A 16,542-nucleotide genomic window follows, 5' to 3' on the forward strand; every position below is an offset into this window, starting at 1 on the left:
CACTTCCGGAACTGGATCCGCCACATCCCTCCGTGCCGGCCCGTCCGCCACATCCGCGAGCGGCCGTGACTGTCGGTGCCGTGCGGCAGGATGTGCGACGTGACCCAGCGAACCGATCGCCTGATGCTGCTCGACACCGCGTCCCTGTACTTCCGGGCCTACTTCGGGGTCCCCGACTCCGTGAAGGCCCCGGACGGGACGCCGGTCAACGCGGTGCGCGGCCTGCTCGAATTCATCACCCGGCTCGTGCACGACCACCACCCCGACTCCCTCGTGGCCTGCATGGACGCGGACTGGCGCCCCCAGTGGCGGGTCGACCTGATCCCCTCGTACAAGGCGCATCGCGTCGCGCAGGAGACGGAGACCGGGCCGGACGAAGAGGAGATCCCCGACACCCTCTCCCCCCAGGTCCCGATCATCGAGGACGTGCTCGACGCGGTGGGCATCGCCCGCGTGGGCGTCGAGGGGTACGAGGCGGACGACGTCATCGGCACGTTCACCGGGCGGGCCACCGGTCCGGTCGACATCGTCACCGGCGACCGTGACCTCTACCAGCTCGTCGACGACGCGCGCGAGCGCCGCGTCCTCTACCCCCTCAAGGGCGTCGGCACCCTCCAGATCACCGACGAGGAGCTGCTGCGCGAGAAGTACGGTGTCGACGGCTCCGGTTACGTGGATCTGGCCCTCCTGCGCGGCGACCCGAGCGACGGCCTGCCGGGCGTGCCCGGCATCGGCGAGAAGACGGCCGCGAAGCTGCTCGCGCAGTTCGGGGACCTGGCCGGGATCATGGCCGCCGTCGACGACCCGAAGTCGAAGCTGACCCCGTCGCAGCGCAAGCGCCTGGACGAGTCGCGGCCGTACATCGCTGTGGCGCCGACGGTCGTGCGGGTCGCCGGGGACGTGCCCCTGCCGGACGTGGACACGGCGCTGCCGCGCGAGGCTCGCGACCCCGAGGCCCTCGAGAAGCTCGCGGAGCGCTGGGGCTTGGGCGGATCTTTGCAGCGGCTACTCACCACCCTGGAGCGCTGAGTGTTAACTTAGGTAAACCTAAGTAGCCAGTGATCTTCAGGGGAGGCCGCCATGGCGGAACGTCCGGAACGCAGGAAGCCGACGGCACACCGGGGCGAGGTCCTGCGCACCGAGCGGCTCACCCCGCACATGCAGCGCGTGGTCCTCGGCGGGGACGGCCTCGCCGCCTTCGCCGCGGGCGGCTGCACCGACCACTACGTGAAGCTGCAGTTCCCGCTCGACGGGGTCACCTACCCCGAGCCGTTCGACCTCGGCCGGATCCGTGAGGAGCTGCCGCGCGACCAGTGGCCCGTGACGCGTACGTACACCGTGCGCGCCTGGGACCCGGTGGCGCGCGAGCTGACGCTCGACTTCGTGGTGCACGGCGACGAGGGCATCGCCGGTCCCTGGGCACGCGACGTACAGCCCGGCGCGAGCGTGCACCTGGCCGGTCCCGGCGGCGCCTACGCCCCGGACTCGACCGCCGACTGGCACCTGCTCGCCGGTGACGAGAGCGCCCTGCCCGCGATCGCCGCCGCCCTGGAGGCGCTGCCCGAGGACGCCGTGGCCCACGCCTTCGTGGAGGTCTCCGACGCCACCGAGGAGCAGAAGATCGACTCCGCCGCGCAGGTCGTCTGGCTGCACCGCGGCGGCCGGCCGGTGGGCGAGGCCCTGGTGGAGGCCGTACGCGGGCTCGCGTTCCCGGCCGGCCGGGTGCACGCCTTCGTGCACGGCGAGGCGGGCTTCGTGAAGGAGCTGCGCCGCCATCTGCGCACCGAGCGCGAGATCCCGCGCGAGGACCTCTCGATCTCCGGCTACTGGCGCCTCGGTCACAACGAGGACGGCTGGCAGGCCTCGAAGCGGGATTGGAACGCGCAGGTGGAGGCGGAGCAGGAGACGGCGTAGCAGCCATCTCCCGCTCCGCTGCGGCGTGGCGCTCAGACCGATCGCTGGTACGAGCGGAAGGTGCGGGTCGACAGCCACACCGCGGCGACGGCCAGCACCAGGAGCGCCCCGCCGCGGGTCAGCACGTCACCCCAGTCCGGGTCGTCGGACATCGCCGAACGGCCCGCGACCATGGCCCAGTTGAGCGGGTTGAAGTCGGCTATGTGCCGCATCCACGACGGCATCTGCGACGGGGCCATGAACGCCGAGGACAGGAAGGTCAGCGGGAGCAGCAGGAACGTGTTGATCCCGATGATCGACTCCCGCTCCCTGACCAGCATGCCCAGCGCGTTCGACAGCGCCCCGAACACGGTGCCGAGGAGCACCGCGGCGACGACGAGGATCAGCACTCCGCCCGCCCCGCCCGGAAGTTCGGCCCCGCCGAGGAGGCCGAGCAGCACGATGACGACGGACTGGAGCGCGGTGACCAGACCGTTGCTCACCACGTTGCCGTTCATCAGTGCCCCGCGGCTCACCGGTGTGGTGAGGAACCGGTTGAGCGTGCCCCGCTGGATCTCGTCGAGCGTCGCCATGCCCGCCCACATGTTGGAGCTGAGCGCGCTCATCACGACGACGCCGGGGATCAGGTAGTCGAGATAGGTCGTGGTGCCGAAGCCGCCGAGCTCGACGACCTTCTTGAACAGGTTGCCGAACAGGAACAGCCATACCACCGGCTGGATCAGGGTGATCAGGAGATACGCGGGCTGGCGCAGGAACACCATGAGCTGACGTTGCGTCATGTACCAGGTCTGCGGGATCGCGGTACTCATCGGGCACCTCCGGCGGGGGCGAGGGTGTCGGCGGCGGACTCGTCCAGGGTGGCGGCCTGCGCCTCGGAGTAGCGGCGGCCGGCGTAGCGGAGATAGACGTCGTCGAGCGAGGGACGGGCGACGGTGGCGGCGGTGACCGCCACGCCCGCCCGCTCCAGCGCGGCGAGCAGGGCGGGTACGGCGGCGGCCCCGTCGTCGGCGCGGACGCTGACGCGCCGGCCGTCGAACTGGGTCTCGCGCACTCCGGGCAGCGCGGCGAGCGCGCTTTCCAGGAGCGTGCGGCCGGCGTCCTGGACGGCGGCGCGCAGCTCCAAGTGGACGGCGTCCCCGCGCAGTTCACCCTTGAGGCCGTCGGGGGTGCCCTCGACGACGACATGTCCGCGGTCGACGACGGCGACGCGCTCGGCGAGCCGGTCGGCCTCTTCGAGGTAGTGCGTGGTGAGCAGGATGGACAGACCCTCGTCGCCGGCGAGGCGCGCGATCTCGTCCCACATCGCGGTGCGGGCCTCCGGGTCGAGGCCCGTGGTCGGCTCGTCGAGGAAGAGCACCTCGGGCCGGTGGACGAGGCCCAGCGCCACGTCGAGGCGGCGCTGCATGCCGCCCGAGTAGCCCTTGACCTGACGTCCGGCGGCGTCGGTGAGGCGGAAGCGGTCGAGGAGTTCGGTGACACGTCGGTTCAGGTCCGCTCCGCGCAGGCCGTAGAGCCGGCCCTGGAGCTGGAGGTTCTCGCGGCCGGTGGCGACGGGGTCGGCGCCGGACTTCTGGGCGACGACGCCGATGGCGCGGCGCACGCGGTCGGGGTGCCGCAGTACGTCGTGGCCCGCGACCGTGGCGGTCCCGGAGTCGGGGCGGGCGAGGGTGGTGAGGATCTTGACGGTGGTGGACTTGCCTGCGCCGTTCGGGCCGAGAAGGCCGAAGACGGTGCCGGGTTCCACGGTGATGTCCATGCCGCTGAGGGCGGTGACATCGCCGGGATAGGTCTTGACGAGTTGACGCGCCTGCACTGCGGGCGCACGGGTGCTCATGACGACGGCTCTCCTGTGTGAGCGGACGACGGTGGATCCGCTCGCGGGTGTGAGCGGACGACGGCCGAGATCCACGTGAAGAGCGCCGGGCTATCCTGGGTGTGCCGCACCTCGATCGCCTGGCTCGCCGCACGGTGGGTCGGTCCGGGGTTCGAGACCCTGGCGGGACTGGTGCAACAGTCCTGCCAGGGTCTGTTTATTTCTCTCGGTCTGATTCCCTCTTGGTTCTCTTCTCGTCGGGGCGAGCGTCTTCCAACTCCGCGAATTCCGGCGGGACTTCACCGGTCTCCTGGAACGTCCGCCACTGTTCGACGCCGTCGAGCGTGTCCTCCTTGACCTCCCGCAGGAAGCCCCGGATCCACTCGGCCTGCGCCTCGACCATGTGCAGCTGGTACTCGGTCTCCACGAGGAAGATCCGCGGCAGCGTCTCGTACAGCTTCATGAGTCCGCCACGCACGCTCGCCGCCTGGACCTCCAGCGAGGCGAGCCTCTCCTCCAGCAGCCGCGTCACCTCGTCGGGGTGTATGACCCCCATGAGGGACAGCGCCGTCTCGAAGATCGGATACTCGCGCGCGGGCACGGCGAGCAGGTCGGAGAGCCACTCGAGCGCTTCCTCCCTGCCGTCGTCGGTGATCCCGTAGAGCGTGCGTTCCGGCCGGTTCCCCTGCCGCTGCACGTCCGCGACCTCGACGAAGCCGTGCTTCTCCAGGTTCTGGACGACCGTGTAGAGCGAGCCGTAGTTGATCTTCGTCGTGGTGTCCTTGCCACGCCGGCGCAGAGTCTGCGCGATCTCGTACGGGTGCATGGGCTTCTCCATGAGCAGCACCATCACCGCGAGGGCCAGCGGATTGCCCAGCTTGCGCCGCTTGGTGGCCACCGAACTCACCTCTCCCCTCGGACCTTGCGCCCCTCACCTGGAAGCGCCGCACCTCGTATCCGAATATCCGTAGCCGAACATATCGCGATAGACGACAACGCGTCAACACACGATGTATCGCGAATGATGTGGACGCGCAAGGGGTGGGACTTCGGCGGGCCCGATACGGCAGCGTCACGCCCCCGGAAGGGGGTCGCCCTGCACGCGCGCGTGGAGGTGGGAGTCGTGCCAGCCGTCGGCGTGCAGGAGCGCGCTGCGCTTCGTGCCCTCCAGGGCGAAACCCGACTTGAGGGCGACCCGGCACGACGCCATGTTGCCGACGGCGTGCTGGAGTTCGAGACGGTGGAAGCCGACCTCGTCCAGCGCCCAGCGAGACAGTGCGGCGACGGCTCGCGGGGCGATACCGGCACCCCGGGCCGCGGGCAGGACCCAGTACGCGACCTCGGCCACCCCCTCGTGCAGCGAGAGGGAGCGCAGCCCCATGCGGCCCACCACCTCGTCGGTGTCCGCCGTGGCGACCGCCCAGCCGACCCTCTGCTCGCCGTCCCAGCCGTCCCGCCACTCCCTTATCCAGCCGCGCGCCTCGTCCTCGGACTCCGCGACCCGCACGTGCCAGTGCTGGATCGTCGGGTCACGGAACGCCGCATACACGGCCGGCATGTCCTCGTCCCGCCAGGGCCGCAGGAGGAGGCCGCCCTCGGCCTCGATGGTGGGCTGGGGGCCGCGGGCGAGCGTGCCGGCGGCCAGGACCTGCGAAATCGTCATCGGCATGCGCCCCATCCTGCCCCCGGCGGCCGGCCTCCGTCCGTGGTTCATGGGGGCAGGCGGCCGCCCGTAGGCTGGGCCGCGATGAGACGTAAGCGGCGCATTCCGCCCTCCCCGCTGCCGCAGCGCGACGGCATCGACGCCTTCCGGGTCATGCTGCCGCTCGACGGCGCCTGGAGCACGGTGCGCGACCACCTCGTGGAACGGCTCGCGGCCGGGCCCGGGGTGATCGACGCGATGCTGCGCGACGGGCGGATCGTGGGCGCGGACGGGGCCGCGGTGACGTCGGACGCGCCGTATGTCCCGGGCGCCTGGGTGTGGTTCCACCGCGACCTCGCGCCCGAGGTGCCCGTGCCGTTCCCGATCGGGATCGTGTACCGGGACGAGCACATCGTGGTCGCCGACAAGCCGCACTTCCTGGCCACGACGCCGCGCGGCAGCCATGTCACGCAGACCGCGCTGGCGCGCCTGCGGCAGGAGCTGGACCTGCCCGCGCTCGGGCCGGCGCACCGGCTCGACCGGCTCACCGCCGGCCTCGTCCTGTTCGTCGTCCGACCCGCGGAACGCGGCGCGTACCAGACGCTGTTCGGCGACAAGCTGGTGCGCAAGGAGTACGAGGCGGTGGCCGCCCACGACCCCGGAGTCGCGCTGCCGAGGACCGTGCGCAGCCGGATCGAGAAGGAGCGCGGGGTGCTCGCCGCGCGCGAGGTGCCGGGCGGCGAGCCGAACGCGGAGAGCCGGATCGAGCTCGTCGAGGAGCGCGGCGGGCTCGGCCGCTACCGGCTGCTCCCCCACACCGGCCGCACCCACCAGCTGCGGGTCCATATGAACGCGCTCGGCCTGCCGATCCTCGGCGACCCGATCTACCCCGTGGTCGCCGACGCGGTGGCGCCCGACGACTTCCGCCGCCCGCTCCAACTCCTCGCGCGGACCCTGGAGTTCAGGGACCCGATGACGGGCCGGGAGCACCGGTTCGACAGCGGGCGGGTGCTGGAGGCCTGGTCGGCGCACGAGGAGTGGGCGGGCGGCAGTCCGACGGCGCCCGCGCACCCCTCGTAACGCCTGGATACGGCACGGTCAGTAGCCGCGCCACCAGCGCAGGAAGCGACGCCAGGCGCCCTGCGGCGGTGCGGCGGGCTCCGGGAACGCGGCGGGCCGCTGCTCCGGTGCCGGGGCGCCGGCCGGAACGGGGGCGGGCTGCGGGGCCGGGGCCGGCGGGGCGTGCGTCGACACCTGCCATTCGTCGCGCTGCTCCGGGATCGGCCGGTGGCCGGGCTTGGCGACGACGTCCTGCGGCGGGCGCGGCTCGAACTTGACCGGCAGCTCCACCAAGTGCTGCGAGAGGATCGAGGAGCGCCAGCGCAACTCGTGCTCGTGCACCGAGAGTTCGACGTCGGGCAGGCGCATCAGGAGCGCGTCGACGCCGATGTCGGCGATGGCGCGGCCGATGTCCTGTCCGGGGCACTCGTGCGGTCCGCCGCCGAAGGCGAGGTGCGAGCGGTTGCCCTGCATGTTGGCGGACAGGTCGGGGCGTACGACGGGGTCGACGTTGCCCGGCGCGATGCCGAAGATCAGGCCGTCGCCGCGCCGGATGTGCCGGCCGCCGAGCTCGGTGTCCTCCTTGGCGAAGTAGCCGACCATGGCGCTGAACGGCGGCTCGTCCCACAGGGACTGCTCGACCGCCTCGGGCACGGTCATCTGGCCGCCGTTGAGCTGGGCGCGGAAGCGGGGGTCGGTGAGGACCACGCGCAGCACGTTGGCGATGAGGTTGGCCGTGGCCTCGTACGCGGCGATCAGGACGAGACGCAGGTGCTGGGCCACCTCGTCGTCGCCGAGTGCGGCGGGCTGGGCGATGAGGTGACTGGTGAAGTCGGCCTCGGGGTTGGCACGGCGACGGGCGGTGAGCCTGGTGAGGACGCCCATGATGTATTCGTTGCTGGCGATGGCGGTCTCGGTGCCCTTGATCATGTCGCGGGCGGCCTGCACCATCCGCTCGTTGTACTCCTCGGGCATGCCGAAGATCCGGCACATCACCATCATCGGCAGATGCTCCGCGAACTGGCTGACGACGTCGGCCTCGCCGATCTCGCAGATCTTGTTGACCAGCTCGTTCGAGGCGCGGTTGATGAAGCGCCGCAGGCCACGGGACTCGATGGTGCCGATCGCCCCGGTGACCGCCCCGCGCAGCCGCTGGTGGTCGGCGCCCTCGGCGAAGCTGCAGATGGGCTGCCAGCTGAAGACGGGCGCGAGGGGGTTGGTGGGCGTGACGCTGCCGTCGAGGACCGCGTTCCAGTGGCGCGCGTCGCGGTTGAACTGCGAGGTCGAGCGGACCATGTGCAGGTTCTCGCCGTGCCCGAGGACCGCCCACATCGGCACGTCTTCGTGGATCAGGACGGGGGCGACGGGGCCGTGTTCGGCGCGCAGCTTCTCGTACACGGCCGCGATGTCGTCGTCCGCCTCGGGACCGTAGAGCCGGCGCAGGCCGCCGGGGCCCAGGGCGTGGGCCGGGCAGCCGGGCGGCGGACTGAGCGCGGCCTCGTCCGTGCCGGCGTGTGAGTGGGAGGGAGTCGTCACGGTGATCGCTCCGGTGGTGTGGAAAGGCTGTGTGGAAAAGGCTGTGTTGACGCAGAGGGGGCCGGCACCGGCCGGGTCAGACGCGGGCGAGCGCCAGTTCGTGCAGATAGCTCATCAGCGTCATCAGGACGTCCCGGCTGGAGGCACGGCGCCGGGCGTCGCACTCGAGGATCGGGACGTCCGGGTCGAGGTCGAGGGCCTGGCGCAGTTCGTCGGCGGGGTAGCGTGGGCCGTCGGGGAAGGCGTTGTTGGCGATGACGAACGGCACGCCGCGCTCCTCCAGGCGCCCGATCACGTCGAAGCTGACTTCGAGGCGGCGGGTGTCGATGAGCACGACGGCGCCGAGTGCGCCCTCGAACAGGCCGTTCCACAGGAACCAGAAGCGCTCCTGGCCCGGGGTACCGAAGAGGTAGAGCACCAGCTCGTCCGTGATGCTGATGCGTCCGAAGTCCATGGCGACCGTGGTGGCGGTCTTCGTCTCGGAGCCGTAGTTGTCGTCGACTCCGATGCCCGCCTGGGTCATGGTCTCTTCGGTGGTGAGCGGCCTGATCTCGCTGACGGATCCCACCATCGTGGTCTTGCCCACGCCGAATCCGCCGACGATGACGACCTTCACGGCGGCCGAGACCGTGTCGGGCAGGTGGTCCTCGCTCCGGGGCCCCGGCATGCGGGGTCCGTCCCGGAGGGTGTCAGAGCTTTTGAAGTCCATGCATCACCGCTTCGAGGAGGGAACGGTCGGCGACGGCGCCGCGGATGACGGGGGCGCGCGCCTGAACCAGTTCAGCCGCGAGGAGTTCGCCGAGCAGCACGGTGACCACGCTGAACGGCAGACTGAGGTAGGCCGAGATCTCGGCCGTGGACAGGGGTGACTTGCACAGCCGTAACAGGGCTGCCTGCTCGGGCGGCGCCGCGGGCGGGGGGTCGGCGCGCGCGATGATCAAGGTGACCAGGTCGAGCGGCGCGCGCTCGGCCCCCTCGCTGCCGCCCGTGATGGTGTACAGGCGTTCGGGGTTGGCGCCCTTGCCGTCCGGCCCGCGGCGCTCGCGCTGCGGCGGCTGCTCTCGGGAGGGTTGCGGGGGGTGTGTCATACGGTCTGCCCGTTGCGCCGGGGCGGACTGGTGAGGTGCGCACCGATGCGTACGACGAGGTCGCGCATGCGGTTGCTGATGAGTCCGGCGTCCACGTGGGCGTCGGCGAGGACCGCGAGGTACGCGCCCTTGCCCGCGGCCATGAGGTAGAAGAACCCTCCGCTGACCTCGATGATGACCATGCTCATCCGGCCGTCGCTGTCCGGGATCTCGCTGGCCACGGCGGTGGCGAGGCTCTGGAGTCCGGCGCAGGCGGCGGCGATGCGGTCGGCGGCGTCGGGGTCTCCGCCGTAGCGGGCGATGCGCAGGCCGTCAGCGGAGAGCACCACGACCTGCCGGGTCTGGGGCACGCCGTCGGCGAGCTCCTTGAGCATCCAGTCGAAGTTTGCCCTTTGCTGGATCACTGGCGGTCTCCCTCGTCGACCTGCTGATTGGTCTCGCCGGTCTTGCCCGACGCGTCGCCCTGCCCGTCACCCTTGAGCCCGTTCATGAACGCCTCGACCCACAGGCCCGGTTCGGGCTGGTCCGGCTTCTCGGGTTCGGCCTCGGAGGCCGGCACCGGGATGGGCGTCCACTGCGGGGGCTGGTCCGCACGGGGCGCCGCCCCGCTGCCGTTCTCGGGCGCCCTGGGCGTCACGATGATCTGCTGGTCGATGACCTTCGTGTCGACCTTCCTGCGGCGCTGCGGCAGTCCGTTGGCGCGCCACTCGGTGACGACGGGGACGTCGTCCTCCATGGCGGCCACCAGCGGCGCGGAGGGGCGGGGGCCCGTGGTGGGGCGGCGCAGCTTCTTCTTACGGGGCTCCTCCACGATGGGCTCGCCGTCGTTGTTGACGCGAGGCACACCGGAGGCGCCGATGCCGTGGGCGAGACCGGGCGCGGCGTCGCTCGTCACCATGACCCGCGGCACGATGAGAACGGCGCGGACACCGCCGTACGCGGACTGGCGCAGCGCGATCTGCATGTCGTACATCTGCGAGAGCCGGCCGACGACGGCCATGCCGAGGCGGGGGTTCTCGCCGAGGTCGTTGAGGTCGATACCGGCCTTGGCGCGGGCGAGCATCTCCTCGGCGCGGCCGCGGGCCTCCTCGCTGAGGCTGACGCCGCCGTCCTCGATCTCGATGGCGATGCCGGTCTGCACCTCGACCGCGGTGACGTGCACCTTGGTCTGGGGCGGCGAGTAGCGCGTCGCGTTGTCCATGAGTTCGGCCAGCGCGTGGATGAGCGGCTCGACGGAGATGCCGCGGATGGCGATCTTGGCGATCGAGTGCAGCTCGATGCGGGGGTATTCGAGGATGCGCGACATGGCGCCGCGCAGCACGCTGTAGAGCGGCACGGGCCGGGGCCACTGGCGGCCGGGCCGGGCGCCGCCGAGGACGGTGATGGAGTCGGCGAGGCGGCCGATCAGCGCGGTGCCGTGGTCGATGCGCAGGAGGTCGTCGAAGACCTCGGGATTGCGGCCGTGGTCCTCCTCCATCTCGCGCAGTTCGGCGTTCTGCTTGTGCACGATGGACTGGACGCGGCGCGCGATGGAGACGAAGGCGCGCTGCGCGGCGTCGCGCATGTTCTCCTCGCGGTCGATGACGTTGAGCACCTCGGCCATCAACCTGCGCTGCGCGTCGGGGAGTTGGGAGTGCGCGGGGTCGGCCTCGACCACGACCTTGACGGCCTCGGAGGCCGTGTCGCCGGAGCGCAGCCGGTACAGGGACTCGGGCAGCAGATACCTGGCCATCCACTGGGCCTCGTCGTCACGGGCGGCGAGGCTGCGTTCCAGGTGCTCGACATGCCGGGCGGACTGGGCGCGCTCCCACTTGATCGTGCGACCGCGGCGTACCGCCTCGGCGGCCACCAGGATCAGCAGAAGCGTGGCGAGGCCGCCGCACAGGGCGACGGCGAGCCGCGCGGGCTGCGCCACCACCGCGACGGCGGCTCCGGTCGCCGCGGCCATGGCCACGGCGGGCAGCAACAGCACGCGTGTGTAGGGGATTTCTCGGCCACCGGGAGGCGATTGAACACTCACCATGTATGCCCTCTGAACGGTCGGATCGGGGGAAATGTGCGTTACGGGATACGTGCTGACGTACGCGTGGGGGTGAACTAGAACCATCTGCAAGATTGGGAACAAACGCACGAATATGTGCCAACTCGGTGCGCTGCGGGCGAGCTTAGTCCCGTGGAATCACCGCTGTGTCATATTCCGCAAGCACCTGAAATGGCCGGACGGGAGGAATACACTCGGCTCCATTTGCACGCTCAGCGGCGGTTCGCACACATGGAGTGATCACGTCCGCCCGTGCGAAATCCCCGTCGCTGCGGGGCCGTTGGGCCCTCGGCGCGTGACGTGTGTGAGGTCAGAGGCCCGCGATGCGCGAGGCCGGGTGCGCAGCCGCCGCAGCGAGGACCGGGGCGCCGACCGGTACGGAGCGTTCGGGATCGCAGCGGTGCACGAGAATGACGCCTTCGGTCACGCCGGAGAGCAGATCGGTACGAGGGGAGAGTTCACCCTCGGCGAGCGCAGGACCTGGTCGATTGACAGCTGCAACTGCCCGAGGATGTCCCTGAGTTCGGCGGCATGCAGCACGGCGGCCGGTGTCCCCGCATCCGTCAGGGGCGCGGGGACACCGGCCGACCGGCCACAAGCGGCCGCAACCTACCCGACGGACGAGTACGCCACCACGCCGCGCCGCAACGCGTCCACCGCCTTGCGGGCGTTCTTGGCGACCGTGTCCCCGCCCCCCGCGCCGGAGACGGCCGGCGCCGCGGCCGAGATCTGGCCGAGCACGTCGATGACCTGCTTGCACCAGCGCACGAAGTCACCGGCAGGCATGTCCGCCTCGCGCAGGACCTCGTCGAGCCCCTTGCCGGACGCCCACTGGTGCGCGGCCCAGGCGAAGCCCAGATCGGGTTCGCGCTGGCCGACGCCCTCGGTCTGGCTGATCTTGAACTCTTCCTCCAGGGCGTCGAGCCGGCCCCAGATGCGGACCATCTCGCCGAGCGCCGCCTTGGCCTTGCCGGACGGTAGCTTGGGTGCGAGCGCGTCGTCGGCGGCGCGGGCCTCGAACACCAACGCCGAGACGCACGCGGCCAGTTCGGCCGGGCTGAGGCCTTCCCAGATCCCGTCGCGCAGGCACTCACTGGCGAGCAGGTCGAGTTCGCCGTAGAGGCGCGCGAGGCGCTTGCCGTTCTGCGTGACCTCGTCGCCGCGCAGATAGTCCATCTCGGTCAGCAGGGCCACGATGCGGTCGAAGGTGCGGGCGATCGTGTTCGTCCGGCCCTCGATGCGGCGCTCCAGCTGCTGCGTGTCACGCCGCAGGCGGTAGTAGCGCTCGGCCCAGCGGGCGTGGTCCTCGCGCTCGTCGCAGCCGTGACAGGGGTGGGCGCGCAGCTCGGCGCGCAGCCGCGTGATCTCCCGGTCGTCGGCCGCCGCCGCGCGGTTCTTGCGGTGCCGGTCGGGCACGATGTGGCCGGCCTTGGTGCGCAGCGCGGACGCGAGGTCCCGCCGCGACTGGGGCGAGCGCGCGTTGAACGACTTGGGGATCCGCATCCGCTCCAGCGCCTCGACGGGCACCGGGAAGTCGATCGACGCGAGCCGCTTGACCTGGCGTTCGGCGGTCAGGACCAGCGGGCGCGGGCCGTCGTGCTGCTCGAACCCACGGTGTCCGTTCGACCGGCCGGCCGGGATGCCGGGGTCGAGTACGAGGGCGAGGCCGGCGAACTTGCCGGAGGGGACGTGGATGACGTCGCCCGGCTTGAGCTTCTCCAGGGCGGCCGCCGCCGCGGCGCGCCGCTGGGCCGCCCCCTGCTTGGCGAGGTCCGTCTCGCGGTCCTTGAGCTCGCGGCGCAGCCGCGCGTACTCCTCGAAGTCCCCCAAGTGGCAGGTCATGGAGGCCTTGTAGCCGTCCAGGCCCTCCTCATTGCGCTGGACCTGGCGGGAGATCCCGACGACCGACTTGTCGGCCTGGAACTGCGCGAAGGACGTCTCGAGGAGCTCGCGCGAGCGGTGCCGGCCGAACTGCTCGACCAGATTCACCGCCATGTTGTACGACGGCTTGAAGCTGGAGCGCAGCGGGTACGTGCGCGTGCCCGCGAGTCCCGCCAGGTGCTCGGGGCTGAAGCCGCGTTGCCACAGGACGACCGCGTGGCCCTCGACGTCGATGCCGCGCCGGCCGGCCCGGCCGGTGAGCTGGGTGTACTCGCCGGGTGTGATGTCGGCGTGCTGCTCGCCGTTCCACTTGACGAGCTTCTCCAGGATGACGGACCTGGCCGGCATGTTGATGCCGAGGGCGAGGGTCTCCGTCGCGAAGACGGCCTTCACGAGGCCCCGTACGAAGAGCTCCTCGACGACCTCCTTGAACGTCGGCAGCATGCCCGCGTGGTGGGCGGCGATGCCGCGCTCCAGGCCTTCGAGCCACTCGAAGTAGCCGAGGACGTGCAGGTCCTCGTCGGGGATCGCGGCCGTGCGCTCCTCTACGATCTCGCGGACGCGGGCGCGTGCCTCTTCGTCGTTGAGCCGCAGGCCCGCGTACAGGCACTGCTGTACGGCGGCCTCGCAGGCGGCGCGGCTGAAGATGAACGTGATCGCGGGCAGCAGCCCCTCGCTGTCGAGGCGCTCGATGACCTCGGGGCGGCCGGGCGTCCAGATCCGGGAGCGCTGTCTGCGCTCGCGCTCGCGGTCCGCCTCGCGCACCATCTTGCCCTTGCGGCGGTCGCGCGGGTTGTACGAACGGCTGGCCTCCATGCGGGCCATGCGCGTCAGATCCGGGTTGACGGCCTTCTTGCGGCCCTCGCCCTCCTCGAAGAGGTCGTACATCCGGCGCCCGGCGAGCACGTGCTGGAACAGGGGCACGGGCCGGTGCTCGGAGACGATCACCTCGGTGTCGCCGCGCACGGTGTCGAGCCAGTCGCCGAACTCCTCCGCGTTCGACACCGTCGCCGAGAGGGAGACGAGGGTGACGGACTCCGGGAGGTGGATGATCACCTCTTCCCAGACGGCGCCGCGGAAGCGGTCGGAGAGGTAGTGCACCTCGTCCATGACCACGTAGCCGAGGCCGAGGAGGGTCTGTGAGCCCGCGTACAGCATGTTCCTCAGGACCTCGGTGGTCATGACGACCACCGGAGCGTCCGCGTTCACGCTGTTGTCGCCGGTCAGCAGGCCGACCTTGTCGGCGCCGTACCGCTTGGCGAGGTCGGCGTACTTCTGGTTCGACAGCGCCTTGATGGGTGTCGTGTAGAAGCACTTCTTGCCCTGTTGGAGGGCCAGGTGGACGGCGAATTCGCCGACGATCGTCTTGCCGGAGCCGGTGGGCGCGGCCACCAGGACGCCCTTGCCCGTCTCGAGAGCCTGACACGCCTCGATCTGGAAGGGGTCGAGGCCGAAGTCGTACATCTCGCGGAAGTCGGCGAGCGCGGTGGCCTGCTCGGCAGCGCGCTTACGTGCTGCCGCGTACCGCTCGGCCGGTGAGAGGTCCTCTGTCATCGTGCTTTCGAGACTACCGGCCACCACTGACAACGGACGATCTTTATTGTGATCGGCCCCTTCCAGGGCCGGGGGCCCATGATTTCCGGGGTCGGGGCGCCATGATCTCAGGGGTCTGGGCCCCAGGATCTCAGGGGGTCAGGGCCCTATGACCCGGACGGCCTGCGGCACGCACTCGGCGGTCAGGGGCAGGCTTCCGAGCGGCTCCCCGTCGGCGTAGCCGGTGATCCCCTCGGCGGCCAGCTCGACCTTCTTCGCGCGGTGGACGGTGACCACGGGGTGGTCGAGGTGAGTCCCCCTGTAGACGCGCGGGAAGACCTTGAGCAGCGTCGTACGCGAGCAGTCCCCGACGACCGTGATGTCGAAGAGCCCGTCCGTCATGTCGGCGCCGGCACAGATCTTCATGCCACCCCCGTACGACGTCCCGTTCCCCACGGCGACGAGCGTGGCCTCGACCTCCAGCGCGGGGCCGTCGTCCAGGGTGATCCGGTACGGGATGGGCTTGAACGCGGCGAGCTCGGCGAGGATCGCGAGGTCGTACTTGAAGCGGCCGCCGGGCCAGCGCATCCGGTTGCCCCGGTCGTTGACCCGGGAGTCGAAACCCGAGGCCAGGACGGTGCCGAACCAGTGTCCTCCGGCCCGCCCCAGGTCGAGCTCGCGGATCCGCGCCCCCTTGAGAGCGTCGGCCATGAGGGCGCCTGCGGCAGCCGGGTCCCGTACGGGCAGTCCGAGGGAGCGGGCGAAGTCGTTGCCGGTGCCGACGGCGATCACGCCGAGCGGGGTGCGGGTGCCCGCGACGGCCTGAAGCGCGAGGTTGGCCATGCCGTCACCGCCGACGGCAATGAGGGCTCCGGTGCCGTCGCGGACCGCGGCACGCGCGCGCGTGAGGGCATCATCGGCGTCCTCCCCCACGACCGTACGCACGGAGAAGCCGGCCGCCCGCAACGCGGAAGCGGCCGGCTGCGCCGCCTGGGCGCCCCGGCCGCGTCCGGCGGTGGGATTGACGAAGAGGGTGATCTCGCTGGTCACGGGCGGACCTTACAAGATCGTGCCGCCCTGTCAGGTCACGTCGTCATAACCGTTGACCCGGTCATGGTCCGAGCTCGCCTGCTCGGGCAGCGCGCGGCTGGCCGAGACGGGCTCGGGCGTGAGGTCCACGTTCGAGGCCTCGTCGTCGTCGAGGTCTTCGCGGTCCCTGGCCTTGCGGCGGTCGTTGAGCAAGGAGAAACCGGCGGCCGCGAAGTACAGGACCCAGATGGGTCCGGCGAGCGCCAACATGCTCAGCGGGTCGGTGCTGGGCGTGGCCACGGCCGCGAAGACCGTGATGCCCATGATCATGCCGCGCCACCAGCCGATCATCCGCTTGCCCGTGATCACCCCGGTGAGGTTGAGCATCACGAGCAGCAGCGGCAGCTCGAATGAGAGCCCGAAGACGACCACCATGCGTGTGATCAGGTCGAGCAGATCGTCCAGCGGCAGCTGGTTGTCGACTCCACCGGGCGAGAAGTCGAGCAACACCCTCGCCATCGTGGGGAGGGTCTTGTACGCGAAGAAGGCGCCGCACAGGAACAGCGGGAAGCCGGTCGCGACAAAGGCGGTCGCGTACTTCTTCTCGTGCCGGTGCAGGCCCGGCGCGACGAAGCCCCACAGCTGGTAGAGCCAGACCGGCGACGCGAGGACGACACCCGCCATCAGCGAGATCTTCAGCGCGAGCGTGAACGGCGTCAGCAGACCGTTGAGCACGATCCGCGCGCACGTCTCGTCGTGCTGTCCCTTGTTCGCCTGCTCGGCGAGCTCGGCGAAGCTCGACTTGCAGCCCACCGAGTCGAGCACCGGGTTGGTGAAGAACTCGATGATGTCCTTGTAGAAGAAGGCGGCGACGATCGTGACGACGACGATGGCCAGCAGGGCCTTCGTGAGCCGGTTGCGAAGCTCACGCAGGTGTTCCGCGAGCGGCATCCGCCCCTCGGGATCCTTCTCCGTCTTGCGGGCAGACTTGAGCAACCCACGTCCT

The 16,542-nt window shown here is 70.8% G+C and carries 15 protein-coding genes; 3 read left to right on the plus strand and 12 right to left on the minus strand.

Annotation, left to right across the window (positions count from 1 at the left end):
* Positions 1-90 precede the first annotated feature (90 nt).
* On the plus strand, positions 91-1,029 hold the full coding sequence (locus tag CG723_RS32590) for a 5'-3' exonuclease (RefSeq protein ID WP_234374646.1): 939 nt from the start codon (positions 91-93) through the stop codon (positions 1,027-1,029).
* Positions 1,030-1,080: 51 nt separating this feature from the next.
* The gene (locus tag CG723_RS32595; protein ID WP_100597094.1) at positions 1,081-1,914 is read left to right on the plus strand and encodes a siderophore-interacting protein; all 834 of its coding nucleotides are present in this window, start codon (positions 1,081-1,083) and stop codon (positions 1,912-1,914) included.
* Between the two features lie 32 nt (positions 1,915-1,946).
* On the opposite strand, the gene CG723_RS32600 is transcribed toward CG723_RS32595, so the two are convergent.
* From CG723_RS32600 to CG723_RS32615, 4 genes are all read right to left on the minus strand, one after another.
* Positions 1,947-2,723, minus strand: coding sequence for an ABC transporter permease (locus CG723_RS32600; RefSeq protein ID WP_100597095.1), 777 nt, complete (start codon positions 2,721-2,723; stop codon positions 1,947-1,949).
* Positions 2,720-3,748 (minus strand): ATP-binding cassette domain-containing protein, encoded by a 1,029-nt coding sequence (locus CG723_RS32605; RefSeq protein ID WP_100597096.1) that lies wholly within the window; start codon positions 3,746-3,748, stop codon positions 2,720-2,722. The genes CG723_RS32600 and CG723_RS32605 overlap by 4 nt, the downstream gene beginning before the upstream one ends.
* Before the next feature lie 196 nt (positions 3,749-3,944).
* Positions 3,945-4,625 carry a PadR family transcriptional regulator gene (locus CG723_RS32610; RefSeq protein WP_234374647.1) on the minus strand — a complete coding sequence of 227 codons (681 nt, stop codon included), beginning with the start codon at positions 4,623-4,625 and terminating at the stop codon, positions 3,945-3,947.
* Between the two features lie 174 nt (positions 4,626-4,799).
* On the minus strand, positions 4,800-5,396 hold the full coding sequence (locus CG723_RS32615) for a GNAT family N-acetyltransferase (protein ID WP_100597097.1): 597 nt from the start codon (positions 5,394-5,396) through the stop codon (positions 4,800-4,802).
* A gap of 78 nt (positions 5,397-5,474) precedes the next feature.
* Here CG723_RS32615 and CG723_RS32620 point away from each other — a divergent pair, with 78 nt between their 5' ends.
* Positions 5,475-6,449 carry an RluA family pseudouridine synthase gene (locus CG723_RS32620; protein ID WP_100597098.1) on the plus strand — a complete coding sequence of 325 codons (975 nt, stop codon included), beginning with the start codon at positions 5,475-5,477 and terminating at the stop codon, positions 6,447-6,449.
* Between the two features lie 18 nt (positions 6,450-6,467).
* On the opposite strand, the gene CG723_RS32625 is transcribed toward CG723_RS32620, so the two are convergent.
* The 8 genes from CG723_RS32625 to tatC all read right to left on the minus strand — a co-directional run bounded on the left by CG723_RS32625 (position 6,468) and on the right by tatC (position 16,532).
* Positions 6,468-7,964, minus strand: coding sequence for a cytochrome P450 (locus CG723_RS32625; RefSeq protein ID WP_100597099.1), 1,497 nt, complete (start codon positions 7,962-7,964; stop codon positions 6,468-6,470).
* Positions 7,965-8,040: 76 nt separating this feature from the next.
* On the minus strand, positions 8,041-8,673 hold the full coding sequence (locus CG723_RS32630) for a GTP-binding protein (protein ID WP_100597100.1): 633 nt from the start codon (positions 8,671-8,673) through the stop codon (positions 8,041-8,043).
* Positions 8,654-9,052: a DUF742 domain-containing protein gene (locus CG723_RS32635; protein WP_100597101.1), complete on the minus strand. Its 399-nt coding sequence runs from the start codon at positions 9,050-9,052 to the stop codon at positions 8,654-8,656. The genes CG723_RS32630 and CG723_RS32635 overlap by 20 nt, the downstream gene beginning before the upstream one ends.
* Positions 9,049-9,456 carry a roadblock/LC7 domain-containing protein gene (locus CG723_RS32640; protein WP_100597102.1) on the minus strand — a complete coding sequence of 136 codons (408 nt, stop codon included), beginning with the start codon at positions 9,454-9,456 and terminating at the stop codon, positions 9,049-9,051. The genes CG723_RS32635 and CG723_RS32640 overlap by 4 nt, the downstream gene beginning before the upstream one ends.
* Entirely contained in the window at positions 9,453-11,075 is a 1,623-nt protein-coding gene (locus CG723_RS32645) for a sensor histidine kinase (protein ID WP_100597103.1), read from the minus strand. Before CG723_RS32645 ends, CG723_RS32640 begins: the two co-directional genes overlap by 4 nt.
* A 627-nt stretch (positions 11,076-11,702) precedes the next feature.
* On the minus strand, positions 11,703-14,528 hold the full coding sequence (locus tag CG723_RS32655; RefSeq protein ID WP_100597104.1) for a DEAD/DEAH box helicase: 2,826 nt from the start codon (positions 14,526-14,528) through the stop codon (positions 11,703-11,705).
* Positions 14,529-14,666: 138 nt separating this feature from the next.
* Positions 14,667-15,557 carry a diacylglycerol kinase gene (locus CG723_RS32660; protein WP_100597105.1) on the minus strand — a complete coding sequence of 297 codons (891 nt, stop codon included), beginning with the start codon at positions 15,555-15,557 and terminating at the stop codon, positions 14,667-14,669.
* A 30-nt stretch (positions 15,558-15,587) separates the two neighbouring features.
* Positions 15,588-16,532, minus strand: a complete 945-nt coding sequence (tatC, locus tag CG723_RS32665) for a twin-arginine translocase subunit TatC (RefSeq protein WP_100597106.1) — start codon at positions 16,530-16,532, stop codon at positions 15,588-15,590.
* Positions 16,533-16,542: the final 10 nt, after the last annotated feature.

The sequence above is a fragment of the Streptomyces sp. CB01635 genome (genome assembly GCF_002803065.1).
Taxonomy (GTDB): Bacteria; Actinomycetota; Actinomycetes; order Streptomycetales; family Streptomycetaceae; genus Streptomyces.